Annotated in this window: 26 protein-coding genes and 1 riboswitch; of the genes, 12 read left to right on the plus strand and 14 right to left on the minus strand. The window is 38.6% G+C overall.

The annotated features are described in order from the left end of the window. Positions 1 to 451 precede the first annotated feature (451 nt). On the plus strand, positions 452 to 2,461 hold the full coding sequence (uvrB, locus tag DK866_RS15910; protein ID WP_109409680.1) for an excinuclease ABC subunit UvrB: 2,010 nt from the start codon (positions 452 to 454) through the stop codon (positions 2,459 to 2,461). A gap of 185 nt (positions 2,462 to 2,646) precedes the next feature. Continuing rightward, complete coding sequence (locus DK866_RS15915) at positions 2,647 to 3,597, plus strand: DUF1266 domain-containing protein (RefSeq protein ID WP_109409681.1); 951 nt, start codon at positions 2,647 to 2,649, stop codon at positions 3,595 to 3,597. 118 nt (positions 3,598 to 3,715) lie between these two features. On the opposite strand, the gene yvcK is transcribed toward DK866_RS15915, so the two are convergent. Then, positions 3,716 to 4,654, minus strand: a complete 939-nt coding sequence (yvcK, locus tag DK866_RS15920; protein WP_109409682.1) for a uridine diphosphate-N-acetylglucosamine-binding protein YvcK — start codon at positions 4,652 to 4,654, stop codon at positions 3,716 to 3,718. 279 nt (positions 4,655 to 4,933) lie between these two features. Beyond that, positions 4,934 to 5,076: riboswitch (molybdenum cofactor riboswitch) on the plus strand. On the opposite strand from yvcK, the gene moaA reads away from it, so the two are divergent. The 5 genes from moaA to DK866_RS15945 all read left to right on the plus strand — a co-directional run bounded on the left by moaA (position 5,066) and on the right by DK866_RS15945 (position 8,175). Then, on the plus strand, positions 5,066 to 6,046 hold the full coding sequence (gene moaA, locus DK866_RS15925; RefSeq protein ID WP_088493379.1) for a GTP 3',8-cyclase MoaA: 981 nt from the start codon (positions 5,066 to 5,068) through the stop codon (positions 6,044 to 6,046). It overlaps the preceding riboswitch by 11 nt. Before the next feature lie 39 nt (positions 6,047 to 6,085). Continuing rightward, on the plus strand, positions 6,086 to 6,565 hold the full coding sequence (gene moaC, locus DK866_RS15930) for a cyclic pyranopterin monophosphate synthase MoaC (RefSeq protein WP_072062889.1): 480 nt from the start codon (positions 6,086 to 6,088) through the stop codon (positions 6,563 to 6,565). After that, a complete protein-coding gene (gene moaD, locus DK866_RS15935; RefSeq protein ID WP_109409683.1) occupies positions 6,562 to 6,807 on the plus strand; it encodes a molybdopterin synthase sulfur carrier subunit in 246 nt (81 codons plus the stop codon). The genes moaC and moaD overlap by 4 nt, the downstream gene beginning before the upstream one ends. Before the next feature lies 1 nt (position 6,808). After that, on the plus strand, positions 6,809 to 7,270 hold the full coding sequence (gene moaE / locus DK866_RS15940; protein WP_109409684.1) for a molybdopterin synthase catalytic subunit MoaE: 462 nt from the start codon (positions 6,809 to 6,811) through the stop codon (positions 7,268 to 7,270). A gap of 194 nt (positions 7,271 to 7,464) precedes the next feature. Next, the gene (locus DK866_RS15945; protein ID WP_072070555.1) at positions 7,465 to 8,175 is read left to right on the plus strand and encodes a Bax inhibitor-1/YccA family protein; all 711 of its coding nucleotides are present in this window, start codon (positions 7,465 to 7,467) and stop codon (positions 8,173 to 8,175) included. 138 nt (positions 8,176 to 8,313) lie between these two features. On the opposite strand, the gene DK866_RS15950 is transcribed toward DK866_RS15945, so the two are convergent. The 9 genes from DK866_RS15950 to cecR all read right to left on the minus strand — a co-directional run bounded on the left by DK866_RS15950 (position 8,314) and on the right by cecR (position 15,809). Beyond that, on the minus strand, positions 8,314 to 8,754 hold the full coding sequence (locus tag DK866_RS15950) for a VOC family protein (RefSeq protein WP_109409685.1): 441 nt from the start codon (positions 8,752 to 8,754) through the stop codon (positions 8,314 to 8,316). A gap of 16 nt (positions 8,755 to 8,770) precedes the next feature. Then, positions 8,771 to 9,082 carry a hypothetical protein gene (locus DK866_RS15955; RefSeq protein WP_109409686.1) on the minus strand — a complete coding sequence of 104 codons (312 nt, stop codon included), beginning with the start codon at positions 9,080 to 9,082 and terminating at the stop codon, positions 8,771 to 8,773. Continuing rightward, entirely contained in the window at positions 9,075 to 9,326 is a 252-nt protein-coding gene (locus tag DK866_RS15960) for a hypothetical protein (protein ID WP_109409687.1), read from the minus strand. The genes DK866_RS15955 and DK866_RS15960 overlap by 8 nt, the downstream gene beginning before the upstream one ends. An 86-nt stretch (positions 9,327 to 9,412) precedes the next feature. Then, entirely contained in the window at positions 9,413 to 9,997 is a 585-nt protein-coding gene (locus tag DK866_RS15965) for an AAA family ATPase (RefSeq protein ID WP_109409688.1), read from the minus strand. 66 nt (positions 9,998 to 10,063) lie between these two features. Then, entirely contained in the window at positions 10,064 to 11,173 is a 1,110-nt protein-coding gene (locus tag DK866_RS15970) for an ABC transporter permease (RefSeq protein WP_109409689.1), read from the minus strand. Between the two features lie 13 nt (positions 11,174 to 11,186). After that, entirely contained in the window at positions 11,187 to 12,338 is a 1,152-nt protein-coding gene (locus DK866_RS15975) for an ABC transporter permease (RefSeq protein ID WP_109409690.1), read from the minus strand. After that, positions 12,331 to 14,100, minus strand: coding sequence for an ATP-binding cassette domain-containing protein (locus tag DK866_RS15980; protein WP_109409691.1), 1,770 nt, complete (start codon positions 14,098 to 14,100; stop codon positions 12,331 to 12,333). Before DK866_RS15980 ends, DK866_RS15975 begins: the two co-directional genes overlap by 8 nt. A gap of 12 nt (positions 14,101 to 14,112) precedes the next feature. Further along, entirely contained in the window at positions 14,113 to 15,099 is a 987-nt protein-coding gene (hlyD, locus tag DK866_RS15985) for a secretion protein HlyD (protein ID WP_109409692.1), read from the minus strand. Between the two features lie 11 nt (positions 15,100 to 15,110). Then, positions 15,111 to 15,809: a transcriptional regulator CecR gene (cecR, locus tag DK866_RS15990; protein WP_109409693.1), complete on the minus strand. Its 699-nt coding sequence runs from the start codon at positions 15,807 to 15,809 to the stop codon at positions 15,111 to 15,113. A 385-nt stretch (positions 15,810 to 16,194) separates the two neighbouring features. Between cecR and rhlE the strand changes: the two genes are divergently transcribed. From rhlE to DK866_RS16005, 3 genes are all read left to right on the plus strand, one after another. Next, positions 16,195 to 17,622: an ATP-dependent RNA helicase RhlE gene (gene rhlE, locus DK866_RS15995; RefSeq protein WP_109409694.1), complete on the plus strand. Its 1,428-nt coding sequence runs from the start codon at positions 16,195 to 16,197 to the stop codon at positions 17,620 to 17,622. A gap of 9 nt (positions 17,623 to 17,631) precedes the next feature. Then, positions 17,632 to 18,564, plus strand: a complete 933-nt coding sequence (dusC, locus tag DK866_RS16000; RefSeq protein WP_109409695.1) for a tRNA dihydrouridine(16) synthase DusC — start codon at positions 17,632 to 17,634, stop codon at positions 18,562 to 18,564. A 203-nt stretch (positions 18,565 to 18,767) separates the two neighbouring features. Beyond that, the gene (locus DK866_RS16005; protein WP_036938310.1) at positions 18,768 to 19,016 is read left to right on the plus strand and encodes a GlsB/YeaQ/YmgE family stress response membrane protein; all 249 of its coding nucleotides are present in this window, start codon (positions 18,768 to 18,770) and stop codon (positions 19,014 to 19,016) included. A 76-nt stretch (positions 19,017 to 19,092) separates the two neighbouring features. Here the strand turns inward: DK866_RS16005 and sseA are convergent, their stop codons facing one another. The 4 genes from sseA to metC form a co-directional block, all read right to left on the minus strand. Next, complete coding sequence (sseA, locus tag DK866_RS16010; RefSeq protein ID WP_109409696.1) at positions 19,093 to 19,935, minus strand: 3-mercaptopyruvate sulfurtransferase; 843 nt, start codon at positions 19,933 to 19,935, stop codon at positions 19,093 to 19,095. 13 nt (positions 19,936 to 19,948) lie between these two features. Further along, positions 19,949 to 20,134 (minus strand): hypothetical protein, encoded by a 186-nt coding sequence (locus DK866_RS16015; protein ID WP_109409697.1) that lies wholly within the window; start codon positions 20,132 to 20,134, stop codon positions 19,949 to 19,951. Between the two features lie 265 nt (positions 20,135 to 20,399). Next, entirely contained in the window at positions 20,400 to 21,767 is a 1,368-nt protein-coding gene (gene dcuC / locus DK866_RS16020) for a C4-dicarboxylate transporter DcuC (RefSeq protein ID WP_072070545.1), read from the minus strand. 34 nt (positions 21,768 to 21,801) lie between these two features. Further along, entirely contained in the window at positions 21,802 to 22,977 is a 1,176-nt protein-coding gene (metC, locus tag DK866_RS16025) for a cystathionine beta-lyase (RefSeq protein ID WP_109409698.1), read from the minus strand. A 403-nt stretch (positions 22,978 to 23,380) separates the two neighbouring features. Here metC and purB point away from each other — a divergent pair, with 403 nt between their 5' ends. Both purB and DK866_RS16035 read left to right on the plus strand, forming a co-directional pair. Further along, positions 23,381 to 24,748 carry an adenylosuccinate lyase gene (gene purB / locus DK866_RS16030; RefSeq protein WP_109409699.1) on the plus strand — a complete coding sequence of 456 codons (1,368 nt, stop codon included), beginning with the start codon at positions 23,381 to 23,383 and terminating at the stop codon, positions 24,746 to 24,748. An 80-nt stretch (positions 24,749 to 24,828) separates the two neighbouring features. Next, positions 24,829 to 26,217, plus strand: coding sequence for an MmgE/PrpD family protein (locus tag DK866_RS16035; protein WP_109409700.1), 1,389 nt, complete (start codon positions 24,829 to 24,831; stop codon positions 26,215 to 26,217). Positions 26,218 to 26,271 lie beyond the last annotated feature (54 nt).

Below are 26,271 nucleotides of genomic sequence, written 5' to 3' on the forward strand. Positions count from 1 at the left end.
TGATAAAAGTCTATTTTTTATGCCAATAAAAAAATAAAAAAAATAAATTTTGCCAATTTTGAGGGATATTTTAAGCTGGAAAAAAAGACGTAACCTACCGAGAGATAACAACTTTGTGTAGTTATCCACTATTCCTGTGGATAACCTTGTGTATTACCATTATAAAAATACTCTGAATAGAGAGAATACAAGGCATTGCTAAAGATTGGCGTTATTCTCAACTTTTATTTTTAATTCTTATATATCAATTAATTAAATAAAATCAATAGAGCGAATGTTGTTGACGTGTCTCTTTGAATAATTCACAAAATAGGGGCTTGCTTTTTGAAAAAATTCCAGTTCTAAAACTGGGGATAACTTATGCTAATTATTCAGATAAATTTTAGTAGATAGAGATTGAAGCTGGATTTTTATCCAGTATCATAAGGAGTGTCAGCGAGGAGAAGAAAATATGAGCAAAGCTTTTAAACTGCATTCTGAATTTAAGCCTGGTGGTGATCAACCTACGGCTATAGCTTCACTTTGTGAAGGATTAGACGATGGGCTTGCACATCAAACCCTTTTAGGGGTAACTGGTTCAGGTAAAACTTTTACTATTGCTAATGTGATAGCCAACTTAAATCGGCCTACGATGGTGCTTGCGCCAAATAAAACCTTAGCAGCGCAGCTTTACAGTGAAATGAAAGAATTCTTTCCTGAAAATGCAGTGGAATACTTTGTTTCTTATTACGATTATTATCAGCCAGAAGCCTATGTACCAAGTTCTGACACCTTTATTGAAAAAGATGCCTCAGTTAACGAACATATTGAACAAATGCGTCTGTCTGCCACTAAAGCCCTATTAGAGCGTAAAGACGTGATTGTAGTGTCATCCGTTTCTGCGATTTATGGTTTAGGTGATCCTGATAGTTATTTAAAAATGATGCTTCACCTGACAAACGGTATGATAATCGACCAACGTGCAATTTTGCGTCGTCTCGCTGATTTACAATATACTCGCAATGATCAAGCTTTTCAGCGCGGGACATTTCGTGTCCGTGGTGAGGTTATTGATATCTTCCCTGCTGAATCAGATGATTACGCTTTACGTGTTGAATTATTTGATGAAGAAGTCGAACGTCTTTCACTGTTTGACCCTTTAACTGGGCAAATTCACTACAATGTGCCTCGTTTTACCGTTTACCCTAAAACGCACTATGTCACTCCCCGCGAGCGTATTCTTGAAGCGATGGAAGAAATCAAAAAAGAACTCGCAGAAAGACGTAAAGTGCTTTTAGCTAACGATAAACTTGTAGAAGAGCAACGCGTGACACAGCGTACCCAATTTGACCTAGAAATGATGAATGAACTGGGGTATTGCTCTGGTATCGAAAACTATTCCCGCTATCTGTCAGGTAGAGGCCCCGGTGAGCCACCTCCAACCCTGTTTGATTATCTTCCTGCTAACGGTCTATTAGTGATTGATGAATCACACGTTACCATTCCACAAATTGGCGGAATGTATAAAGGCGACCGTTCTCGTAAAGAAACCCTAGTTGAATATGGCTTCCGTTTACCTTCGGCCCTTGATAATCGACCATTGCGCTTTGAAGAGTTTGAGGCGTTGGCCCCACAAACAATTTATGTTTCAGCAACACCGGGTAAATATGAGCTTGAAAAATCAGGTGATGAAATTGTCGAACAAGTTGTAAGACCAACAGGCTTACTTGATCCGATTGTTGAAGTGCGACCAGTTGCTACACAAGTTGATGATTTGCTTTCTGAAATTCGCATTCGTGCTGAGAAAAATGAACGTGTATTGGTTACCACATTAACAAAACGGATGGCAGAAGATTTAACAGAATATTTAGAAGAGCATGGTGAGCGAGTTCGCTATTTACACTCTGATATCGATACTGTTGAACGTGTTGAAATTATTCGTGATTTGCGCCTTGGTGAGTTTGATGTATTAGTCGGTATCAACTTACTCCGAGAGGGGTTGGATATGCCAGAGGTCTCTTTGGTGGCCATTTTGGATGCAGATAAAGAAGGTTTCTTGCGTTCAGAGCGTTCATTAATTCAGACTATCGGTCGTGCGGCTCGTAACCTTGAAGGTAAAGCAATTTTATATGGCGATAGAATTACGGACTCAATGGCGAAAGCAATTGGTGAAACTGAACGTCGTCGTGAGAAACAGCAACAATTTAACCTTGAACATGGCATTGTACCTAAAGGGTTAAACAAGAAAGTGGGGGATATTCTTAAGATTGGTCAGCCTTCTCAAGGTCGTAACAAGAAAGGGCATAAAGCAAAAGATATTCATGAAAATTACCCACTATTATCGACTGCTGAATTGGAAAAAGAGATCCAGCGTTTAGAAGCTGAAATGTACCAACATGCCAAAGATCTTGAGTTTGAAAAAGCCGCAAGTACGCGAGATAAACTACAAGCGTTGCGTGCTCAATTTATTGCGAACTCTTAATAATAGAATTTAAACCAACACAATAAAGGGATATCTGTATATTTACTCCGGATTATCCCTTTTTCCCTTTTATCTTTCACTTTTTCCCTAGTTTTATATTCCCTTAATGGCGTTCAACTGTTTAAATATCACCACAAACAAGCGTCAATTATTTACAAAGATAAAAAAGATATTAAGGACAGTGAATGAGTGGTTATGTTTATGCAGGGTTTCCCGGCTCTGCAGGGGTCATTATTGGTGTTATTCTTCTTATTTTGCTTTTTAAATGGTTACGCAAATTTGCTGTACAAGATAGTGAATTATCAAAACCATCAACAGCAGGGCAGGAGCCCATTTTATCTGAGGCAGAAAATACAACAGATCAATTATTACCTCATGAATGGGGATTATATGTAGCAGCACCTTACGCTGTGATGAATGAATGGGCATATAACGAGTATGACCAAGGCAAAGATGATGGTGGATTATCTGCAGGCTGGGGAATTAACGATCGTTGGGATTTAGTCTATCAACTGTTTTGGTTACTCACCCAAGGCCATACCAATGATTTTTACCAATTGCGCGATCAGATTTTAGAAGGTAAAGAGGAAGATATTCAATCATTAAAAAATGATATTTTGCTTTCAGAGTTAACAGAACATGATAAAAACGAGCGTTTATGGCAAATCGATATGATGAGCACTAATCGCATGAATATTCAACATGTGAAATATCTTATTTGGGATCTCTGCCGTTTTAACAAGCTCTGTTTAGAAGGGTGTCAGCAAGGTTATATTACCCAGCAAGAAGCACAAACATGGTCACTAATGAGTGCCTCAATGTTACGTCGAATTTACGATGGCTGGGAAGATATGTGGAAAAACTTTATTGCGGCGCGTTGGTTTTGGGCGAGTGGTGATCAAGATTGGGTTTCTTCTCATCAAGCTTTTACGGATGTTATACAAAATATTCTTAATGCAGAAGACACGTTGGCAACAGAAGAAAACTGGATAATGGATTTACCGCCATTGGATTTAACATCTTTCTCTCGAACTGTGGCTGGCCTCGGTTTAATGAAAAACGACATACCAATGACACTTTCTGAAATTGAAGAAACCATCAGCCAACGTATTACGTTAAAACACCTTAATAGTTAATAATGCGCTGAAAACCAATAGTAATATTACGTTTTTATCAACAAACAAACCGCATTTTCTGTTTATTACAGATGCGGTTTGTTTAGTGAAATTAGGCTGTTAAGTTAGGTGTTGAATTTTATTTAACGGCTTGAGCTGATGTGTTACGTTGCCCTAATTGCTGCAGTGTTAACTCAATAGCTTTACCTAATAAGTGGCGATCGTGACGATAAGGAATATCTTTGGCTTCCAATTGAGCTTGTACAATTAATCGACCTTTCATCGATTCATATTGTGTTTCAGGGCTAATAATCACCGCATCTATTGTTTGTAAACCAATATAATTCTCCATCATGGCAATTTTATCAGACATCGTCATACTGGCAGCCGCAGGGCTTAATTCTTTGCCTAAATTACCAATGTAAATTGTTGTTGCACTGCTGCGGCGTAATGCTTGTGCAAGCTCTGGCAATAATAACAAAGGCATTAAACTGGTAAAAAAACTACCAGGGCCAATTAAGATAAGATCCGCTTGCTCAATGGCCTCAATGGCTTCTCTTGTCGTTGGTACTTTAGGATAAAGATCAAGTTTTTGTGGGATCTTAGGCAAAATATCAACGTTAACTTCACCATAAATCTCATTACCTTGGTCGTCTATTGCCATTAGGTCAACGGCTTGTTCAGACATAGGAATAAGATGCGCATTGACTCTTAATAATCCACGAATAAGATTAATCGCTTCTAAAGGTCGAACACTTAAGTTATCTAACGCTTTTAGCATTAAATTTCCTAAATTATGTCCAGCCAGTTCACCTGTACCAGAAAAACGGTATTCAAACATTGCAGAAGCAACAGAAGGCTCAGTAATTAATTGATTAATACAATTGCGCATATCACCCCATGCAATGCCGCCTTCTTCTTGACGAATACGGCCAGTAGAACCGCCATTGTCTGTTGTTGTGACAATACCAGTAAGGCGAGAGCCTAAGTAGGAGAGTGCTGAAAGCACACGTCCAAGGCCATGACCACCACCAAGGGCAACAACACGATCTAAATCACTTAGCGTGCGATTTCGCATATTTGTTCTACTCATCTTTAAAAATTTGCCGCTAATTTATCACAATTAAATTTTAAGCCTATGATCACGACGTGATTTCATCACATTCCTAGTTTAATTTCACTTTTGGTAGCCTAATATTTAACCAATGAAAGTGTTTTTGTTTATGTTATTAGCGTGACTAAAGTGTTGTAAGTCGTTGTATTATAAATTATATAGCGAAAACATTATTCGCTTTTTACATAATTAGCAGGTAGAATCCACAATAAATATATAGGTATTAGAAACCTGTGAAAAACAGGTAAAGATAAACTCCTAGCCTTAACGTCTAAGTCGTGTATTGACAAGATATGATGTTCTGGCCGTGACGAAGCAAGTCACCAGGGTGCAAGGTAGAAATGTCTGCATCTCCCGATTTGGAAAGGTGTTATTATGCAACAACTCGTTGATGCGTTTTCCCGCAAGTTTTTCTATTTACGTCTTTCAATTACAGACGTGTGCAATTTCCGTTGTACTTATTGCCTGCCTAATGGTTATAAGCCTAACGGTCATAAATCATTTCTTTCATTAGATGAAATCAGCAGACTGACACAATCTTTTGCCGCATTAGGGACAGAAAAAATCCGCTTAACGGGTGGTGAACCGACAATGCGCCGCGATTTTACTGATATTATCGCGACAATCAAAGATAATGCCGCAATTAAAAAAATCGCAGTGACAACCAATGGTTATCGTTTATCACGAGATGTTGCACAATGGCGTGACGCGGGTTTGAGTGCGATTAATGTGAGTGTTGATAGTCTCGATCCTCGTCAATTCCACGCTATTACTGGACAAGATAAATTTAGCCAAGTGATGGAAGGTATTGATGCTGCATTTACCGCAGGGTTCGAAAAAGTCAAAGTTAACGTTGTGTTGATGCGCAATGTGAATGATAAAAATCTTCCTGATTTTCTTAATTGGATCAAAGATAGGCCTATTCAGCTGCGCTTTATTGAATTAATGGAAACTGGTGACGGTAGTGATATTTTCAACCGCTTTCATTTGTCTGGTGAAGTTATTCGCCAGCGCTTACTCAATGAAGGTTGGTTACAAATTCCTCGCGCCCGTAGTGACGGGCCTGCTCAAGTATTTACCCATCCTGATTATCAAGGTGAAATTGGTCTGATCATGCCTTATGAGAAAGACTTTTGCCTAACCTGTAACCGTTTACGTGTTTCAGCTATTGGTAATCTCCATCTTTGCCTATTTGGTGAAAATGGTATTCCGTTACGTGACCTACTTGCTGATGATAGTCAACAAGAGGCATTACAACAGCGTATTCAGGGTGGCCTTCTTCATAAACGAGAAACCCATTTTCTTCATCAAGGTGATAGCGGTATTACACCGAACTTATCTGTTATTGGTGGGTAGTTTTTCGCTCTGTTATTTCGTTAATTTCAGGAGTTGTGCATGTCTCAACTAACTCATATTAATGCTGCCGGTGAAGCTCACATGGTAGATGTTAGCGCTAAAGCTGAAACAGTGCGAGAAGCGCGTGCTGAAGCCTTTGTTGAAATGTCAGCAGAAACATTAAGTATGATCACCGAAGGTAAACACCATAAAGGTGATGTATTTGCGACAGCAAGAATTGCAGGTATTCAAGCAGCAAAAAGAACGTGGGAATTAATCCCGTTATGTCATCCGCTGTTATTAACTAAAGTTGAAGTGCGTTTAGAAGCACTCACTGAATCTAATCGTGTACGCATTGAATCTGTTTGTCGTTTAACCGGTAAAACAGGGGTTGAGATGGAAGCATTAACTGCGGCATCGGTAGCTGCGTTAACGATTTATGATATGTGTAAAGCGGTTCAAAAAGATATGGTGATAGGGCCTGTACGTTTATTAGAAAAAACAGGTGGCAAATCTGGTCACTTTAAGGTGGAAGCATGATTAAAGTTCTCTTTTTTGCTCAAGTCCGTGAGTTAGTCGGTGTTGATTCTCTTGAATTAGATTGTGAATACCACACAGTAGACGATTTGCGTAAGGCATTAATTACCAAAGGTGAACGTTGGTTACTGGCGTTAGAAGATGGCAAGTTACTCTCGGCAGTAAACCAATCCTTTGTTCAAGGTTCTCACATTATTAATGATGGTGATGAAATCGCCTTTTTCCCACCTGTTACAGGAGGATAAAATGAGCGCATCAACTCGTATTTCAGTACAAACCGAAAATTTTAGTGTTGGTGATGAATACCAATGGCTTTCTGAGTGTGACAGTGATGGCGCAGTTGTGACCTTTACAGGGAAAGTGCGTAATCACAATTTAGGGGATGAAGTAAGTACGCTCACACTTGAACATTATCCAGGTATGACTGAAAAGGCGCTTAATGATATTGTTAATGAAGCACGAGGTCGTTGGCCTTTACAACGAGTCAGTGTTATTCACCGAGTGGGCACATTGAATATTGGTGAAGAAATAGTGTTTGTGGGGGTCACTAGTTCCCATCGTAATAGCGCGTTTGAATCTGCTGAATTTATTATGGATTTCTTAAAAACACGCGCGCCATTTTGGAAAAAAGAAGGGCTCTCTGAAAATAAAAATAGATGGGTCGATGCGCGTCAAAGTGATTATGATTCAGCCGAGCGTTGGGAATAAATCATTACGCTCAATTAATCGCTACATTACTTTACCTAAATTTATTTTGTGATGACATTTCATACGGTTTATTTCATGGAAATGTAAAATCAGTGTGATAAAATTAAATTCTAATGAGTCCATAATGGGCTCTTTACTGAAATAAACGTTATCGTTAAACCTAACGTTATCACTATGATTAAAGGGTAATCATCATGGATCGATTTTCACGTTCAAATGATTCAATCGTACAGCGCACAGGTTCTGGCCTACAAACCTTTATGGCTCAGGTTTATGGTTGGATGACTGTAGGTCTGCTATTAACTGCGTTTGTTGCATTTTACGTTGCATCAAGCGAAGCATTATTATCAATGATTTTCTCAAGCAAGATCGTCTTCTTTGGTCTGATCATTGCTCAATTAGGGTTAGTTTTCGTGTTATCAGGTATGGTCCATAAAATGAGTGGCGCAATGGCAACCTCATTATTTATGCTCTATTCCGTGCTAACGGGTGTGACTATCTCAAGTGTATTACTGCTTTATACTGCATCTTCAATTGCGAGCACATTCTTTATTTGTGCGGCAATGTTTGGTGCATTAAGCATTTACGGTTACACCACTAAGCGTAGCTTAACGGGGATGGGTAGCTTCCTGTTTATGGGGCTTATCGGTATCATTATTGCATCTATCGTTAATATCTTTATGCAAAGCTCAATGATGAGCATGGTTATCTCTTACGCAGGTGTGTTAATTTTCGCAGGTTTAACTGCTTACGACACACAAAAATTAAAAGACATGGGTAATGAGATTAATCAAGAAGATAAAGAAAATATGCGCCGTTACTCAATTATGGGTGCATTAACGCTTTATTTAGATTTCATCAATCTGTTCTTAATGTTACTGCGTATTTTAGGCGATCGTCGTTAATTTTAACGGTATCTGCGGATAAACGTAGTTTAAAAACAGCATAAAAAATAAATCCCATAACTTTATAAGTTGTGGGATTTTTTTTGTGTTTTTGTTAAGAGAATTTTTCTGTTGCACACAATTTAAATAGAATAAAGTTTAATTATCTCGCAACCAAGGTGTAATAGTTAAACCGATTAAAGCGCCTTCAGGACTCAATAAGCGAGTAACTGTTTGTCCCCAAGGTTCAACATGATTATCAACTAACAATTGATAGCCTTTTTGTTTTAAAGTTTGAGTTGCACTATCAATATCCTCCACCTCAAATTCAACCCAGTATTGTGGCACTGGCAGAGAGTCAGCCCATTTATTTTTGCCAAAGCAAGACATAGCTGCCTGCTCTAAAGGCCACAGTGCAAAATGTTGAACGCCTTTTAATTCACTTTCTGATATCGATAAATAATCACTGTTACCTTCCATTGGTTTTAATGGCAGATTAAGCACATCTTTATAAAATGTTTGGCTTTGTGCATTATCGCGAGTAATTGGGCCAAAACCCGCAACAAAGAGAATGTTAATACCAGAAATAAAAGGAGTCATAAAAATACCCTTATCGTTAATCTAATCGCTGTTTCAATATATTGATAATAATGGGTGAAAAACTTTCTAGTTTTCCATCATCATTAGGCTTTGCTAGCTCTACAATTAAATCATTAAGTAAATCGTCATCTTCTAATCCTTCACTAGGATTAATTCTATTAATAAAGAGGATTTGCTCAATAGCGTTTTTTCTTTTATTGATTAATAAGTTATTGGGATGAGTGCTAGAGCCTAAATTTAATATTTCAATTGCCTTTTCAGCACGGGAAGTTACACCATTAACTCTACCACTAATTGAAAACTTTAATTCAGTCTCACATTCATCCATAAGTGGAGTGAGTGGAAGAGAGTTGATCAATAGAGAAATGTATACCGTCTTTTACCACTTTCATGGAAAGATCGGGCGTACGCTCAATATAGATATTTTCAATCGCAGAACTATCATCAGATAAGAAAATTTTAATGGCTTCACGTACAGCAGTTAGTGCTTTATCTTGCAGTTTTTTCTGCTCAGCCAACATACTTTGATAGATTTCACTGTTTACATCGGTATGTTTTTCTAGCAACTTCATAATGCTAGTGTGAGGAGCCGTTTCATTCTCTACATCTTCCCGATAACGAAGCCAAGCAAAGAAATCAGCATAATCTGTTTTAGCCTCTAAAGCCCTTTATAGGCGGATAAAATGTCAAATTGATGGCTATTATTAGGCTGAATTGCACTATTGATTGTTGAGTCATAAGTATGGCGAGTTGCACCATAGTAGGCAGCAATAGGAAAATTTCTTTTAGATTTTAATATTGGCACCAGAGCACCACGAAAATGTGTGGTAAAAGAGATTATATCTGAGTCTTCGCATTTATTATGATTATTATCATCTTCAATAGCATTACGTACGGTTTTTAGTTTTAAAGATAAATCATCTGGATGCATGGATGGAATAACTTTATTGGGGCTAACAAATGATTGGTTTCTTTTTTCAAAAGAAATAGAACAGTAATTTGCTGATAAATTTATTTTAGATTTGTTTGCAAAATTACCTTTAGCTTCTTTATTTTCCAACTTTGCTACAAACCAACTCAAACCTGTTGCGATCGCATCTAAAATACTGGTTTTACCTGAACCATTATTACCAATAAACACTGTAATATTAGAACCGTCCTCGCTACCCTCTTTTGTTGCTAGCGTGAATTCAGCATCAGTAAAAACACCATAATTTTCAAGTCGTAGTTTACTGATTTGCATATTGCATGCCTATTGGTTTTTTTCTTTGGGATCAGTCTATTAGAGTTAGTTATCAAAGTACAGATTTTAAGCAATCTTCCTTTGAAAAAGATAATACGCAAAGGAGCCTGTGCCTGCTGTAATCACTAATAAAGGCCATAAACTGTGCCATATTACTGTGATATCTGCATTTTTAAGGTAAATCTGTTTTGTAATATCGGTGAAATGACGAATTGGGTTTATCCATGTGGCATGTTGTAGCCAAACTGGCATGTTTTCTACGGGAGAAATATAACCTGATAATAAAACGGCTGGCATCATAAACACAAAAACACCAATAAAAGCCTGTTGTTGTGTCGAACTTAATGCTGATATTAATAATCCAAAACCCACCAGCGATAAACCATAAATTAGCATGGTAAAGTAAAACAATAATAATGAACCTGAAAAGGGTATTTGATAACAAAATATACCTATAATCAATACAATAGAGCCTTGAATGGCGGCAACAACCATTGCCGGAACCGCTTTACCCACAAAAATTTGCCATGTTGATAGAGGGGAAACTAGTAGTTGATCCAAGGTACCTTGCTCTCGCTCTCTAGCAACAGAAAGTGAAGTGACTATCATCACGCCAATGGTGATAATCAATGCTACTAATGAGGGCACAATAAACCATTTATAATTTAAATTTGGGTTATACCAATTACGAACAATAAGTTCTGTTTTATTCAGTAAAGACGGTGTATGCCCTGCTAATTCAGCTTGATAATTTTGTACGATTTGTTGTACATAATTAGCTGCAATTTGCGCACTGTTAGAATTTCGTCCATCTAAGATTAATTGCAATTTAACAGGGATTTGGCTTTCTAAATTAGCACTAAAGTTTTGTGGAAACCGAACCAACAAAAGAGCTTTACGATTATCAATGGTCTCTTTTATTTCATGTTCATTTTTTAGTAATAATGTTTGAGAAAATGCACTCGCTTTGGCAATACGTTGGGTTAACTCAATAGATTGTTTACCATTATCCTCATCAAAAATTGCGATAGAGGCATTGGTAACATCTAATGTTGCGGCAAAAGGAAATAAGATCATTTGAAAGATAACAGGTAATATCAAAATAATACGAGTCTGAGGCTCTTGTAATAATGACTGTAGCTCTTTCATTATTAGGGTGAGAAGACGATAAAACATAAATACTCTCCCTTTAATCTAATCGACGTCGTGTTGTTAATGCAGTTAAGCCAATAAAAAATAGGGCAGAAACGATCAGCAACCACATATCTAATATTAATATCAATGGAATATCGCCTGCTAAAAATAGCGTTTGTAAGCTACTGACAAAATAACGTGCAGGAATGAAATAAGTCACCACCTGAATAAAAAATGGCATGCTATCAATTTCAAACACAAAACCCGACAACATAATCGCAGGTAAAAAGGCAGCATTTAGGGCGATCATGGCGGCATTAAATTGATTGCGAGTCAGTGTTGAAATGAGTAATCCCATACCTAAGGCAGTGGCTAAAAAGAGCGAGGTGATCCCCCCTAAAATCCAAAGTGATCCTCGATAAGGTACTCCTAACACAAAGACGGTTACCACCATGCACAGTACCATGACAAAACTGCCTAAAACTTGGTAAGGAATAAGTTTTGAAAGTAAGAGCTCGGTACGTGTGATTTGGGTTGAAAGTAAGGCTTCCATTGTGCCACGTTCCCATTCACGAGCTATTACTAACGAAGTGAGAATTGCGCCGACAACGGTAATAATAATAGTAACGGCCCCCGGAATAATATAGTGCTGACTAATTGCTGCAGGGTTAAACCAATAGCGCGGTTCTACTTCAATTAGTGGTGTAGTATCAATCCCCTTGCTGATAGCTTGTTGTTGTAGCCAGATTTGCCAAACCCCTTTGGTATAGGCTTGTACAAAGTTTGCAGTGTTAGGCTCACTGCCATCGGTGATCACCTGAATGGGTGCTTGGGTGTCTTGTCGGGTCAGTAATTCAGCAAAGTTCACAGGAATAACCACAATGCCCCGAATTTGTCCTGCTTGCATTTTATCGATCAATAATTGTCGATTATCGCTAATAGTTGCGTTGATATACGGTGAATTGGTAAAAGTGTAAACGAGCTCTTGTGCAGGTTGGCTTTGTTGATTAGTCAAAATGCCAATATTTAACTTACTCGAATCCAAGTTAATACCGTAGCCAAAAATAAACAACAAAGTGAGGGGGATCACAAAAGCGATGAGGGCGCTACTGGGATCACGGGTGATCTGTTTTGTTTCTTTTAAACATAACGCGAACAAACGTCGCCAAGAAAAACGGGCATGAGAGGATTGAGCTGAATTACGCATGTTTTTCGCTCCCTTTATCATTTTCACGTTCAAGTTTTTTATCGTAATCCAACACTAAACCTATAAACGCATCTTCCATTGAAGGTGTTGGATTATCGTCGCTGGCAACCATTTTTTTGAGCGAATCTGGTTCTCCTGCAGCAATAATTTTTCCGCGATAAACTAAACCAATACGATCACAATATTCTGCTTCGTCCATAAAGTGAGTGGTCACCATTACGGTTACTCCTTTATCAACCATGCCATTAATATGTAGCCAAAATTCTCGTCGTGTTAAGGGATCAACACCTGATGTGGGTTCATCTAAAAAGAGAATATCGGGTTCATGCATCAATGAGCATGCAAGAGCAAGGCGCTGCTTATAACCTAAAGGTAAGGTTTCAGTGATTTGATTTACCATTGGTTGTAAACCAAAGGCAGTTATCATATCGTTGATTTTATCTCGCTGTTGTTTGCCGTGTAAGCCATAAACACCAGAGAAGAATTTCAAGTTTTGTCCCACTTTAAGGTTGCCATAAAGTGAGAATTTTTGTGCCATATAACCTAAATGTTGGCGAGCTTTACCTGAGCTCTCTTTTAAGTCCATACCTAATACCAGCGCTTTACCGCTGGTGGGAACTAATAAACCACACATCATTTTAAAGGTTGTCGATTTTCCTGCACCATTAGGCCCCAATAACCCAAAAATTTCACCTCGTTTAACTTGAAAATCAACGTGATCGGTTGCCGCAAATTGACCAAACATTTTGGTTAGTTGCTGTGCTTCAATAACGGTCTCATTGGGGGCGGGAGGGATTTGAGGCATAATTTCAGCTAATTCAGATTTATGAGAAGGACCACCTCCTAATAAATCAATAAAAGCATCTTCAAAGCGCGGTGTTGCTGGAATAAGTTTAGCATCAGGTTTACCCAGGGCGTTGAGTAATTCGGATTGATTACTTTGTTTTTTCAATATCAAACGAACCGATTGTCCTTGAATAACACCATCTGTCACTTGGGGTTGAATAATAGCTTGTTGTAATACTTTTCTTCGCTGATGGCCTTCAACATCAAGCAGAAAAGAACGACCTGCCATTTTCGCTGTTAAGTCTTGTGGAATACCACTATAAAGTAACTCTCCTTTATTAAGTAAGAGAATGTTTTTACATTGTTCTGCTTCATCAAGATAAGAGGTACTCCACAGTATCAACATACCATCACTGGCTAAGGCATGTACCATTTGCCAAAGCTCACGGCGTGCAATGGGATCAACGCCGACGCCTGGCTCATCAAGTAGCAAGACTTTAGGGCTACCTAACAAAGTACAAGCTAGTCCCAGTTTCTGTTTCATACCTCCTGAAAGATTACCTGCAAGGCGAGAGGTAAAGCGTGTGAGATCGGTAAAAGAGAGCAACTGTTGATAAACTTTTTTGCGCTCTTCACCGATAACATTTTTTAAATCAGCATAAAGATTAAGGTTTTCTAACACCGTTAAATCTTCATAGAGACCAAATTTTTGAGGCATATAGCCAAGAATGGCTCGGACATCCACGCTTTGTTTTTGCGGTTCCATTCCTAAAATACGAATATCACCTGCATCTGGTTTTAATAGCCCAGCAAGCATACGAATTAATGTGGTTTTACCTGCACCATCTGGGCCGACTAAACCTGTGACAGAGCCACCCGTTATGGTGGCTGTTAATGCAGAAACCGCCGGGCTTTCTAGTCCGGTAAAGCGTTTTTCAACGCCTTGTAGTTCGATAGTGTAATCAGTGTGTTCCATTTCGCCTCCCACTTAATGAGTGGGTGCAAATTTTAAAGTCACGGGCATTCCTTGGCGTAATGCATCGTCAGCATCCGTCACAACAACGCGGAGTCGATAAACTAAGTCAGTTCTTAATTCCGGTGTTTCGACACTCTTTGGCGTAAATTCTGCTGTCGGTGAAATAAAACCGATAGTGCCATGATAAGGCTTATCTTTGCGCCCATCAGTGTAGAGATAGACTTCTCTATTAGGGATTGCTTCACTTAAGTGGGTTTCACTAATATACGCCCTAACCCAAACTGGGTTAGTCAAAGACACTGTAAATACGGGATTACCAGCAGATAAGATAGTGCCTGGTTCAACGGCCCTTGTTAATACTGTACCTTGTGAAGGTGAGACTAACTGTGTGTCTTGAAGGTTTAACTCCGCTTGAGCAACGGCGGCTTTTGCCTGCATAACTTGCCCTTTAGCAGCATCAATATCTTCTTTTCGATAACCATTTTGATATTGATTTAATTTATCTTGGGCTGCTTTTAAGGCCGCAGCTGCTTGATTGCGATTATTTCTCGCGCTATCTAAATCATTGGCTGAAATTACCTTTCGGTTAGCCAAATCTTGCTGGCGTTTATAAAAGTTGTCGGCATATTGCCAAGCTGCCTGTTTTAATGACACGTCAGATTGGGCTTGTGCAATTTCTTCACTGCGATAACCAGCTTCCATTAACGCTAATGCAGCAATAGCACTATCACGCTCACCATAAGCTTTATTTAGTGCATTACGATAGGGGGCATCATCAAGCTTTCCTAACAATTGCCCTTGTTTGACTGGGGCACCTTCATCAACGAGTAATGAATCTAATTTGCCTGCAACACGAAAACTCAGGTTAACAGTACGTATATCGACATTACCATAGAGTACTAATTCAGACTCTTTGTTTTCTTCGTAATAATAGATACCTGCAATAACACCGATAATAATCATTAAGATGATAAAGAAACTGATTTTTTTAGTTTTCATAATAACTCTATTTATGCATGATGTGGGTGAGTGTAAATCTCTCTTAATCCATTGAGTAATAACGTAATATGTGTTTTTAAAGTATTAGAGATAATTTGATATTCATTCTTACCAATTCTATCCCATCCAGTTTGTCTTAGAATGGTTTCTCTCACTAAACGAAATGATAGCACTTCTCCTAAAATAGCGTGAGTGTGTAGCATTGTCGTCGGAAGTGTGTGATCTAAACCAATATAGATAGCTAATAATTTATTCACACGAGTTAAAAGTGGTGATAATGCTTGCTGGTGGATAAGGGAATACGCTTCGGTAGGAACAAGCTGTTCTCTTGCCATGATACGACTAATATGAATATTGGCTTTATCAAGTACCAGTTGAGCATATTGTAAAAAGCTATCTGTGATCAGCGTTTGTAGCAATGGTAAATGCTCTGTGGGATTGGGTTGTTCAAGAAATTCGTCAATAATGGCAACGGTTGGTTCAAAATCAAGACGGATAAGATCAGCAATATGTTGTGCAACGGCGAGATACAACCCTTCTTTAGAACCAAAATAATAAGCGATAGCGGCAATATTTTGTTGAGCAGCTTGTGCAATTTGGCGTGTGGTGGCGGCATCAGGGCCATTTTTACCAAAGATCTCACATGCCGCTTCCAATAATTGTCGTTTTGCTAGTTCACCACGAGTCGTCTTCTGATGGGTTTCTGACATAATAGAAGATACCTTACTTAAGTAAAATGTAACAAAACCAATGATATTAAAAACAGCGATAACAAGGAGTATTATATTAGATGATATTGAACAATAGGGAAATTTTGTAATAAATAATCAAATAAAGGTGTTTTGTAATATGTTTTGTAATAAAAAAAACGCTATCTATTATTGAAAATTATTTTTGTATTCTGAATATAGCAAAAACTGTTAAAATAGGGGTTATTAGGTTAACCTAACAAGGTTCATTCTCTTTCATCACTGTCTTACCGACTAAATGATAGTACCTATAGAGTAATAATACCTATAGATTGACAGCATGAAAGCCCGTCATTTTTAATTTCAATCACCGTGTTATACGTTCTGGTTGTAGGAGACTACTGTTTTGACCGATTTTACATCGCTTGGTTTAAGTGAGGCGCTTCTCCGCGCTATTGATGAACAAGGGTATAAAACCCCAACCCCTATTCAACAACAGGCGATTGAGCCGATTTTGGCGGGTAAAGACGTATTAGCCAGTGCGCAAACAGGGACAGGAAAAACGGCGGCGTTTACATTGCCGATCTTGGAAAAGTTAGCTCAATCTGCAGAAAAAACTAAAGGTCGTCAACCAGTTAAAGCGCTAATTTTAACGCCAACCCGTGAACTCGCGGCGCAGATTGCTGAGAATGTGAAAGCTTATAGCCGTTACTTGCCAATCCGTTCACTTGTGGTTTTTGGTGGTGTGAGTATTAACCCACAAATGATGAAATTGCGCGGTGGTGTTGATGTATTGATAGCAACGCCAGGACGTTTACTCGACCTTGAACATCAAAATGCGGTTGATCTTTCTCGTGTTGAAGTCTTAGTGCTTGATGAAGCTGATCGTATGTTAGATATGGGCTTTATTCATGATATTCGCCGTGTGATCAATAAATTACCTAAAAAACGTCAAAATTTATTGTTCTCTGCAACATTCTCTAAAGAGATCACAGGACTTGCCAACTCGCTGTTAAATAATCCTGTGAGTATTTCTGTTGCACCAAAAAATTCAGCGGCTGAATCTGTTGATCAATATGTCCATTTAGTGGATAAAAAACGTAAAACAGAGTTGTTGTCACATTTAATTGGCTTAGAAAACTGGTCACAAGTGCTTATTTTTACACGTACAAAGCACGGTGCTAATAAGCTTGCTGAACATTTAAATGCTGATGGTATCAAATCAGCAGCTATTCATGGCAATAAAAGTCAAGGTGCGAGAACTCGTGCTTTAGCTGACTTTAAAGATGGTAAATTAAAAGCGCTGGTGGCAACCGATATTGCGGCTCGTGGCCTTGATATTGACCAACTGCCTTATGTTGTCAATTTTGAATTACCACAAGTTGCAGAAGATTATGTTCACCGTATTGGTCGAACAGGTCGAGCAGCCGCAACCGGTAAAGCTATTTCATTGGTTTGTGTTGATGAGCATGGATTATTAGCTGATATTGAGCGTCTATTAAAACGTGAAATTCCACGTTTAGCGTTAGATGGTTACGATCCTGATCCTTCGATTAAAGCTGCTCCATTGCATAAGAAGCCAAAAAATAATGCCCCACGCAGAAGTGGCGGTGGTCATGGACGTGCAGATATTCGTGGCAAAGATAATCGTAATAATGCTCGTAAAGAGAATGACAACGAAGGCAGTAAAGAAGGCGGTCGTCATAAAAGCAAAGAAAACTACCGTAATAAAGATGGCTCACGTACTGGTAAATTAGGGCCTCGTCGTTCACGTAAAAGTGATGAAAGTAGTGATAATCAAAGCCCTTGGTCAAAAGCTAGAAAAGAGTTTTGAGGTTAAAAAGTGCGAGTTCTATTAGCGCCAATGGAGGGGGTTTTAGACCCCCTTGTGAGAGAATTACTCACTTCGATTAACGATTACGATCTCTGTATTACAGAGTTTGTGCGTGTTGTTGATTCATTACTGCCAACAAAAGCTTTTTATCGCTTATGTCCTGAATTACATACAGAAAGTCGCACAAAAAGCGGAACATTAGTGCGAGTACAATTATTAGGACAACATCCCCAATGGTTGGCTGAAAATGCGTTTAGAGCCGTATCGTTAGGCTCTTGGGGTGTTGATTTAAACTGTGGTTGCCCTTCAAAAACGGTTAATGGTAGTGGTGGTGGTGCTTCACTTTTAAAACAGCCAGAAACTATTTATCAAGCAACTAAAGCAATGCGTAATGCAGTACCTTTAGAATTGCCCGTATCAGTAAAAGTCAGACTTGGTTGGGATTCTTCTGCATATAGTTATGAAATTGCTGATGCCGTAGCACAAGGTGGTGCAACAGAAATCACAGTACATGGCAGAACAAAAGAAGATGGCTATAATGCTGAAAAAATCAATTGGCAGGCCATTGGTGATATTCGCCAAAGGCTCTCAATACCTGTGATTGCCAATGGTGAAATTTGGAACCGTGAAGATGCATTGGCCTGTTTAGCCACAACAGGTTGTGATGCGATAATGATTGGCCGTGGTGCAATGAATACACCTAACTTAAGCCGTGTTGTTAAAGGCATAGAGACAAGGATGCCTTGGTCTGAGGTGATTGAATTATTAAAGCGCTATGTTCGTTTAGAAAAGCGTGGTGATACGACAATTTATCATGCATCACGCATTAAACAGTGGTTTAGTTATTTACGCAAAGAGTATCCAGAAGCTGATGAGTTATTTAGACAAATTAGAACATTAAAAACGTCGCCAGAAATTGCAGTGGCAATAGAGGCTCTGTAGTTTAAAAATAATCTTATCCAATAAAAAATAGTGCTAATTAATCAGCGCTATTTTTTTATTCATTAAGAAACAATCCATCTATTTATCCTAAATATTGTGTAATTTATTTCTAATAATTGGAAAAAATCACTTTTTCGACTTACACTCAATAAGTGACATTTTTTAGGTATGTTGTTTATATCATGACTATTTTAGGGGGAAATATGGGAATTCTTGCTTGGATTATCTTTGGTTTAATCGCAGGTATTTTGGCGAAATTCTTAATGCCAGGCTCTTATGATATTGGTCTGATATGGACTTGTATTCTTGGTATTGTAGGTGCGGTTGTCGGTGGTGCAATTAGTAGCTTCTTTGGCAAAGGTAAAGTGGATGGATTTAATTTCGGTAGCTTTGTTGTCGCTGTGATTGGTGCCATTGTAGTGCTCTATCTTGCAAAAATATTTGCAAGTTAATGCCTTCACACCAAATAGATATTGATAATAAACCCGCGTAATGCGGGTTTACTTTTTAAAGCGAGGATTGATTAAATCAGCATTCACAGGGAAGGGCACTTTCAGCACCCCATTGCGCCCAAGAGCCGTCATAAAGTGCGATGGATTGGCAACCTAATACGGTTAATGCTAAAAATAAAATTGCTGCAGTCATACCTGAGCCACAGGTAACAATAATGGGTTGTGATAAATCAACACCGGCCTGTTCAAATATTTGCTTTAATTCAGTTTTATCTTTTAATTGCCCATCTATAACTAATTCATTCCAAGGCACATTTTTACTACCGGGGATATGTCCACTGCGCAAACCTGGGCGGGGTTCTGGTGCTCTACCATAAAAGCGATCTGCAGAACGTGCATCAACCATCTGTTTTTGCTTTGTCGCTAGATTATCAAGAAGTTGTTGTTTATTGGCATAACGTTGAGCGTGACGTTCAACTACAAATGGAGATTGTGCTGGTGTCTTGATAGCTTCACCTTGTTCTATAGCAAATCCAGCATCAACCCATGCTTGCAGACCACCAGCAAGAATGCGCACATTACGACAACCTAGAGTTGTTAATGTCCACCAACCTCTAGGTGCGGAAAATAAGTTGCCTTGATCGTAAAGAATAACAGTTGTGGTATTAGAGATACCTAATTGCGTTAGCGTTTCTGAAAAGAGCGCATCAGATGGCAACATATGTGGCAATGTTGTCGTTTTATCTGCGATTTCATCGAGATTAAAAAAATGAGCATGTGGAATATGACGTTCAAGGTAAAGTGCTTGATAGTCAATCTGTTGAGTTGGCATAGGTGCGCTGACATCAAGGATCACAACATCAGTGTTATGTTGATGTTCAAATAGCCATTTGGGTGTAACAAAGTAATCGTATTCCACGGTGCGACCTCATTTATTTAGCAGAAGGTGAGCTGTCTGGGATAGCTGGAAATTGCTGTGCAGGTGATGTTTCAGGTTGAGTTTGTTCTGTTTCTATGGGGGTTGTGGAGCGTGTATAGATATTTAAGCCCGCAAGGAAAACACCACCGATAGAACCGAAGGCAAGTAGTGCGATTATAACAATAATTATTTTTTTCATAATGTTCATTTGCAGATGAATGTTGCGCAAAAGTATATCTAGATATGAAGTTGAAACAAGTGCTAAGTCAGTTTAATCGACAAATGATAGTGGTTAAAAAAGAGATGAATAGATAAATAAACAGGCTATTTATTTTTTATAAATAGCCTGAGTAAAGTTGGTGTTGGCGTTAATTATTTCAATCAAAGGTTACAGTCAATGATAAGAAAAAACCCCTTAAACTCAGGAGTAAATGAGTTTAAGGGCAAGGGGTAACACAACTTAATTAGGAATATAAAAACCAGAATGTCATTGCTAAGTTCACAATAGCAGCGACAGCCATAGGAATGGCAGTACGTTTAACTATTTGGAAAGGTGAGACATTTGCAATACCTGCAATGGCGACAATGGCAGCTGTAATGGGAGAAACAGTACGACCAAAGCTAGTCATTATTTGCATTGGTAAAATTAAGGTAATGACATCTACTTTTAAGAAAGCGGCAATTTTTGGTGTTAAAGCTGCAAATGAAAAGAATGCTGCATTACCAGATCCCATTAAAAAGGCCGCTAATGCAAGAATGGCACTCATTACAATGATCATTGCGGCAATGCCGAAACCTGCATCTTGAGCAGAACTAATTAGCGTATCGACGGCACCACTTTTAAGTAAACCATTAGCAAAGAACTCACCAGACACAATTAACGAGACCACTAAGACAAATTGCTTACCCATCCCTTCAAAGAACAGCATAAAGCTATTCATCACTGCTTTTGCATCACGTAAGCGAACATATTCGAAAAGAAGTGCAATTACGGTACTAATAATCATTGCCGTGGTAACTTCTAATTTAATATAAGGGTGTAGCAAAGGGCTGAAACCGATAATCAGAATTAAAGGGATTACTGGTAATAGAGCATAAGACAGTGGAATTTTATTACCTTCTTCTTTTACAACATCAATGGTTGTTGGGTCAAAAACAAAACCTTCACGTTTATCCCACCAGCGTTGAATAAAGAAATGAGTAATAGCAACCGCAATAATAATAGGAATAGTAACGGGTAACTGGTGCTGAACAAAATAGACGGCAGGTTCAATATCCGCTGTTTTTGCAGCCATAATCACATTACCAGAGCCAGGGCCATGGTCGATAAACTGGCAACACCCAATAACGGCTAAAGCAGAAAGTGGACTAATACCAGAACGAATTAATATCGGATACATAGTGACCATTAACAGCATACCTAAACCAGCATGACTAGGAATAAAAATAACCAAGATTTGGGTGACTAGAAATGAAATCACTAATAATAAGTAAGGTGATTTTATGGCTTTTAATGGTTTTTCAAAAATCGCGAATAAAGCACGGCTTGCGCCTACGTGTTCCATATAACGAGAGAAACCCGCAATAGCCATTAACGTTAAACCAAGGCCAGCAAGACGAGAACTCATAATATCCGTGAAAATTTGAAAGACATCAAAATACTTAAATTGAGTTGTCTTATTTTCAGGTAATAACGGATTAAGGTCGAGAGAAGCAGTTAGGAGCAATAACAACAAGCCCCCGAGTAATAATACTGGTTGAGGTTTATAACCTCGCGCCAGTAAATAAACCACCAACGCAGTTACCAGCGCGGCAATGATTAAACCTGTCATAGAGAATTCCCCGGTAATGATGCAATATTTTTTGTTATTGGTTTAATGCTGAAAAAGCTTGTGTAATATCTGCAATGAGATCATCTGTTGCCTCAAGGCCGATGTGTAAACGTACAAAAGGACCATGACCTTCACGCCAATTAGACGCTGTTCTTGCGCCAACGACATTGGCGGGTAATGCAAGGCTTTCAAATCCGCCCCAAGATGCACCAATACCAAATAGTTCAAGTGCATCAATAAATTGCTCTGATTGTTTTGCGGTAAACTCTTGTTTAAATTCAATGGTTAATAGACCATTGCTGCCTTTGCAGTCACGTTTCCATAAATCATGGCGAGGGTGATTAGGTAATTCAGGGAACCATACTTTTTCAACTTCAGGACGAGTTTCTAGCCACTGTGCGATAGCCAAAGCTGATTTACCATGAGCAGCAATACGTTGACCTAATGTTCTCATTCCGCGAAGTACGAGTGCTGCATCATCAGGGCTACTGGCTTGGCCTAATGCTTCAGGTAATGCACCAATTTTTTCCCATGCTTTTTCATTCGCAACCATAATGCCCATCATCACATCAGAGTGACCGCACAAATATTTAGTTGCCGCAATAACAGAGACATCAGCGCCTAATTCTAGCGGGTTATAAAGCCACGCAGAGCCCCATGTATTATCAACACCGACAGGAATATCCCTTTCATGAGCAATACGGCAGATCTCAGGTAAATCGAGCATTTCATAAAGAAGTGATCCTGGTGATTCGACAAAAATAAGCTGTGTATTTTGTTGAATTTTTTGCTCAAAATCTGAACCATCTGTTTTAAAGAAGCTATAAGCAATGTTATTGGGTTCAAGGAAAGCCGATGCGATTTTACGCACAGGTTCATAAACAGAATCTGCAAATAAAACATGTCCACCACTACGCGCATATCCCATGATGGTTACTGCGATAGCTGCCAATCCAGTAGGGAATAGCTGTGCACGATGACCGCCTTCTAACTCAGTCACTAATGCTTCTAATGCAAAAGCGGTTTCGGTGCCACGAGCGCCATAACTCAATACACGTTCTGTTGCACGACGATCACGCACATCGCGCCAGCTTTTTATTGAGTCAAAAACAATAGTGCTGGCTCTCATAACTGGTGGATTAATGGGACCAGAAGTTTTAATTTCTTGACGTCCGCTGTGTATCAATTTTGTTTGTTTATTTTGTTTCATTATTAATATCTCCAAATATAGAAATAGAGTTCCCCGGTAATTAAATAAAATGATTAATTACTGTTCTCGCTTATTTTGTTTCTATTATTTATAACAAACTTATTTATTTTTAAAATAGCTATTTTCTAAAAATGATGATCTTCCTCTAACTTTTTAGCATTAATTATTCTAATTAAATCTTAAATGTTATTTAAGATTCAAAAGTTATAACTAATAAATAAAGAGTTATTTATAACGTATTGAATTAATGTTATTTTTCAATTGATAAGAAATGTTTGAAATTAGATTAAAATTATCAAAGTGTTTTTTTTGAGATTATATTGCATAAATAAAATAACAATCTAACAAGTCGTTTTATTAAAAAAACGATTTTTTTATTATTTTTTTAACAGGGGAAATAATTATGGGAACCAGCGTTTTTGATTCGGTTTTATTAAAGAATTTATGGTCAACAGAAGAGATGAGAACTATTTTTTCTGATAAAACCAGAATGCAAAATTGGCTTGATTACGAAGCCGCATTAGCGATTGAGCAAGCTGAATTAGGTTTGATCCCGAAAGAGGCAGCAAAAGTTATTGCAGACACCGCGAAACTTGAAAAGCTCGATATGGATTATGTATTAGAACAAGTGCGTCTTACTCGCCATCCATTAGTGCCAACAATCCGTGGCTTAGAACATGCTTGTCCAGAACATTATGGGGAATATGTTCATTTTGGTCCAACTACACAAGATGTAATTGATACTGGCCTTGTATTACAACTAAAAGATGCTCATCATACTTTTTTACGTGATATCAAAGTATTAGGTCGAGCATTGCTTTCATTAAGTGAACAACATCGCAACACGCCAATGGTTGGGCGTACATTAGCATTACAAGCTCTGCCAATTACGTTTGGACATAAAACAGCGATTTGGTTAACAGAATTAGCGCGTCATTATCAACGTCTTAAAGAAATAGAACCTCGCTTATTTGTTGGCAGTGTTGTCGGTGCGGTGGGTACAAAAGCCTCTTTAAGCGATAAAGCTGATGAATTAGAAGCTCGTGTATTAAAACGTTTAGGTTTAGGTGTACCTGAAATTTCATGGCAACCTGCGCGTGATAGATTCAGTGAATATGGCATGTTAATCGGCTTAATTAGCGGTACGCTAGGTAAAATTGCCAATGAAATCCTACTATTAGCGCATAACGAAATTGATGAATTATCTGAGCCGTTTAGTAAAGGACAGGTAGGCTCTTCGACTATGCCACATAAACGTAATCCTGCCATTGTGGAAAATGCGGCTTGTGTAAGTAATACCCTAAAAGCCAATTTGTCTGTATTAACGGATATGATGAAACATCAGCATGAGCGTGATGGCGCAATTTGGAAAATGGAATGGAAAATCATGCCAGAAATGTGCCTGATGCTGTCTGTTATCTTCGATAATATGAAAACAGTATTAGGTGGATTAAATGTGCATGTAGAAAAAATGCGCGAAAATATGGATATTTTGGGTGGCTTTATGTTGGCAGAGCGTGTGATGTTTGCACTATCTGATAAAGCAGGTAAACAAACTGCACATGAAATTGTGTATGAAGCATCAATGTCAGGGCAAGAAGAAGGCATAACTTTTGTTGAAGCAATTAATCGTGATACCCGTATTCGTGATCACATTACTCAAGAAGAGCTTGATGCACTTTTAGATCCAACAACTTATGTAGGAAATGCACCAGCCCAAGTTGATCGTGTTGTTGCTCAAACTAAAGCCTCTGGCTGGCTAAATGACTAAGTGACTTAATTACATCTAACCTTCTTATTATCTAAAAGCCGGTGAAATGCTGGCTTTTTCTTATCTATTTCGAGGTGTTTATGACATTGAGTCAGCAATTAGCCCAATTTATTACCACAACAACATTTTCTGATTTACCTGCTCAAGTTGTAGAGCGCGCTAAAATTCATTTATTAGATACATTAGGCGTTGCACTTGCGGGTAGTGCGCAACAAAGTGCGATCCAAAGTCGTCAGGGAATTACTTTTTTACCTGATAGCCAAGGCACTATTCCAATTTGGGGCAGTTCACTCACAACAAGTACAACAGTTGCTGCATTGACAAATGGTATTGCATCACATGCATTAGATTTTGATGATACACATACTGATTCTATTGCACATGGCAGCGCGGTATTAACGCCGATTGCTTTTGCATTAGGTGAGTCTATCGGCGCATCATCACAAGATATTTTAACGGCGTGGGTGATTGGTTGGGAAGTTGCAGCAAGAGTAGGACTGGCTAGCCATAGTGGATTTCATCAGCGTGGTTTTCATGCCACCGCGATTGCTGGTATTTTTGGGGCAACAGCTTGTGCAGCCTCACTATTAAAATTAACACCTGAACAAACTGTGAATGCATTAGGATTAACAGGAAGCCAAGCAGGAGGTGTGGCGGAATACCTTGCTAACAGTTCCTCTTCTAAATGCTTTCATGCGGGATGGGCTGCGCAATCAGGTATTATTGCTGCATCATTGGCAAAAGGTGGAATGACTGGCCCTGAAACGATATTTGAAGGTCGCTATAGCCTTTATCAAACCCATGGTATTCGAGAGCAAGCACAACCCGAACAAGTAGCATTGAGATTAGGTGAAAAATGGGAATTTTTAAATGTTTCTATTAAGCCTTATCCTGTGTGTCATTTTGCTCATGCCACTATTGATTGTGGCCGAAATTTGCTGAAAAAAGGGATCACGGCTGATGATATTGAAAGTGTGGAGTGTGTGGTTGATCCTGTCGCAGCCGCTTTAATTTGCGAGCCACTTGAAACAAAATGGGCGCCTAAAACAGCTTATGGGGCAAAATTTAGTTTGCCGTGGCTATTTGCAGTCGGATTTTTAGACAATGCGTTAACATTATCATCGTTATCTTTAGAAAATTTACAACGTGAAGATATTCAAAGGTTAGCGAAAAAAGTGAGTTATCGCTATCCCGAAAAAGGCGAGATTCCATTCCCTACGTATTTTCCAGGATTAATTTTCGTGGCATTAAAGAATGGTGAGATGATCACTGAGAGGTTAGATATTCAATATGGTAACCCACAAAATCCAATGACTGACAAAGATGTTATCAGCAAATTTTACGATAATGCCTCACTAGTAATAGAGGATAAACAATCGGCTCAACTCGTTGAAAAAGTATTGAATTTTGAAAAGCACACTCTTTCTGAGATAACACAATTATTGCGTATTGAAGAAGCGGCCCATTAAGTTAAACATAATGTCAATAAGATGATGATATGAAGGATTGGTTTGAGCTACCAA

Origin of the sequence: Proteus genomosp. 4 str. ATCC 51469 (genome assembly GCF_003144375.1) — a bacterium.
GTDB lineage: Bacteria > Pseudomonadota > Gammaproteobacteria > Enterobacterales > Enterobacteriaceae > Proteus.

What these genes read in the sequence shown, in the direction of transcription:
- uvrB (WP_109409680.1), top strand. Translation starts at nt 452, where the DNA reads ATGAGCAAAGCTTTTAAACTGCATTCTGAATTTAAGCCTGGTGGTGAT.
- DK866_RS15915 (WP_109409681.1), top strand. Translation starts at nt 2,647, where the DNA reads ATGAGTGGTTATGTTTATGCAGGGTTTCCCGGCTCTGCAGGGGTCATT.
- yvcK (WP_109409682.1), bottom strand. Translation starts at nt 4,654, where the DNA reads ATGCGAAATCGCACGCTAAGTGATTTAGATCGTGTTGTTGCCCTTGGT.
- moaA (WP_088493379.1), top strand. Translation starts at nt 5,066, where the DNA reads ATGCAACAACTCGTTGATGCGTTTTCCCGCAAGTTTTTCTATTTACGT.
- moaC (WP_072062889.1), top strand. Translation starts at nt 6,086, where the DNA reads ATGTCTCAACTAACTCATATTAATGCTGCCGGTGAAGCTCACATGGTA.
- moaD (WP_109409683.1), top strand. Translation starts at nt 6,562, where the DNA reads ATGATTAAAGTTCTCTTTTTTGCTCAAGTCCGTGAGTTAGTCGGTGTT.
- moaE (WP_109409684.1), top strand. Translation starts at nt 6,809, where the DNA reads ATGAGCGCATCAACTCGTATTTCAGTACAAACCGAAAATTTTAGTGTT.
- DK866_RS15945 (WP_072070555.1), top strand. Translation starts at nt 7,465, where the DNA reads ATGGATCGATTTTCACGTTCAAATGATTCAATCGTACAGCGCACAGGT.
- DK866_RS15950 (WP_109409685.1), bottom strand. Translation starts at nt 8,754, where the DNA reads ATGACTCCTTTTATTTCTGGTATTAACATTCTCTTTGTTGCGGGTTTT.
- DK866_RS15955 (WP_109409686.1), bottom strand. Translation starts at nt 9,082, where the DNA reads ATGGATGAATGTGAGACTGAATTAAAGTTTTCAATTAGTGGTAGAGTT.
- DK866_RS15960 (WP_109409687.1), bottom strand. Translation starts at nt 9,326, where the DNA reads ATGAAGTTGCTAGAAAAACATACCGATGTAAACAGTGAAATCTATCAA.
- DK866_RS15965 (WP_109409688.1), bottom strand. Translation starts at nt 9,997, where the DNA reads ATGCAAATCAGTAAACTACGACTTGAAAATTATGGTGTTTTTACTGAT.
- DK866_RS15970 (WP_109409689.1), bottom strand. Translation starts at nt 11,173, where the DNA reads ATGTTTTATCGTCTTCTCACCCTAATAATGAAAGAGCTACAGTCATTA.
- DK866_RS15975 (WP_109409690.1), bottom strand. Translation starts at nt 12,338, where the DNA reads ATGCGTAATTCAGCTCAATCCTCTCATGCCCGTTTTTCTTGGCGACGT.
- DK866_RS15980 (WP_109409691.1), bottom strand. Translation starts at nt 14,100, where the DNA reads ATGGAACACACTGATTACACTATCGAACTACAAGGCGTTGAAAAACGC.
- hlyD (WP_109409692.1), bottom strand. Translation starts at nt 15,099, where the DNA reads ATGAAAACTAAAAAAATCAGTTTCTTTATCATCTTAATGATTATTATC.
- cecR (WP_109409693.1), bottom strand. Translation starts at nt 15,809, where the DNA reads ATGTCAGAAACCCATCAGAAGACGACTCGTGGTGAACTAGCAAAACGA.
- DK866_RS16005 (WP_036938310.1), top strand. Translation starts at nt 18,768, where the DNA reads ATGGGAATTCTTGCTTGGATTATCTTTGGTTTAATCGCAGGTATTTTG.
- DK866_RS16015 (WP_109409697.1), bottom strand. Translation starts at nt 20,134, where the DNA reads ATGAAAAAAATAATTATTGTTATAATCGCACTACTTGCCTTCGGTTCT.
- dcuC (WP_072070545.1), bottom strand. Translation starts at nt 21,767, where the DNA reads ATGACAGGTTTAATCATTGCCGCGCTGGTAACTGCGTTGGTGGTTTAT.
- metC (WP_109409698.1), bottom strand. Translation starts at nt 22,977, where the DNA reads ATGAAACAAAATAAACAAACAAAATTGATACACAGCGGACGTCAAGAA.
- purB (WP_109409699.1), top strand. Translation starts at nt 23,381, where the DNA reads ATGGGAACCAGCGTTTTTGATTCGGTTTTATTAAAGAATTTATGGTCA.
- DK866_RS16035 (WP_109409700.1), top strand. Translation starts at nt 24,829, where the DNA reads ATGACATTGAGTCAGCAATTAGCCCAATTTATTACCACAACAACATTT.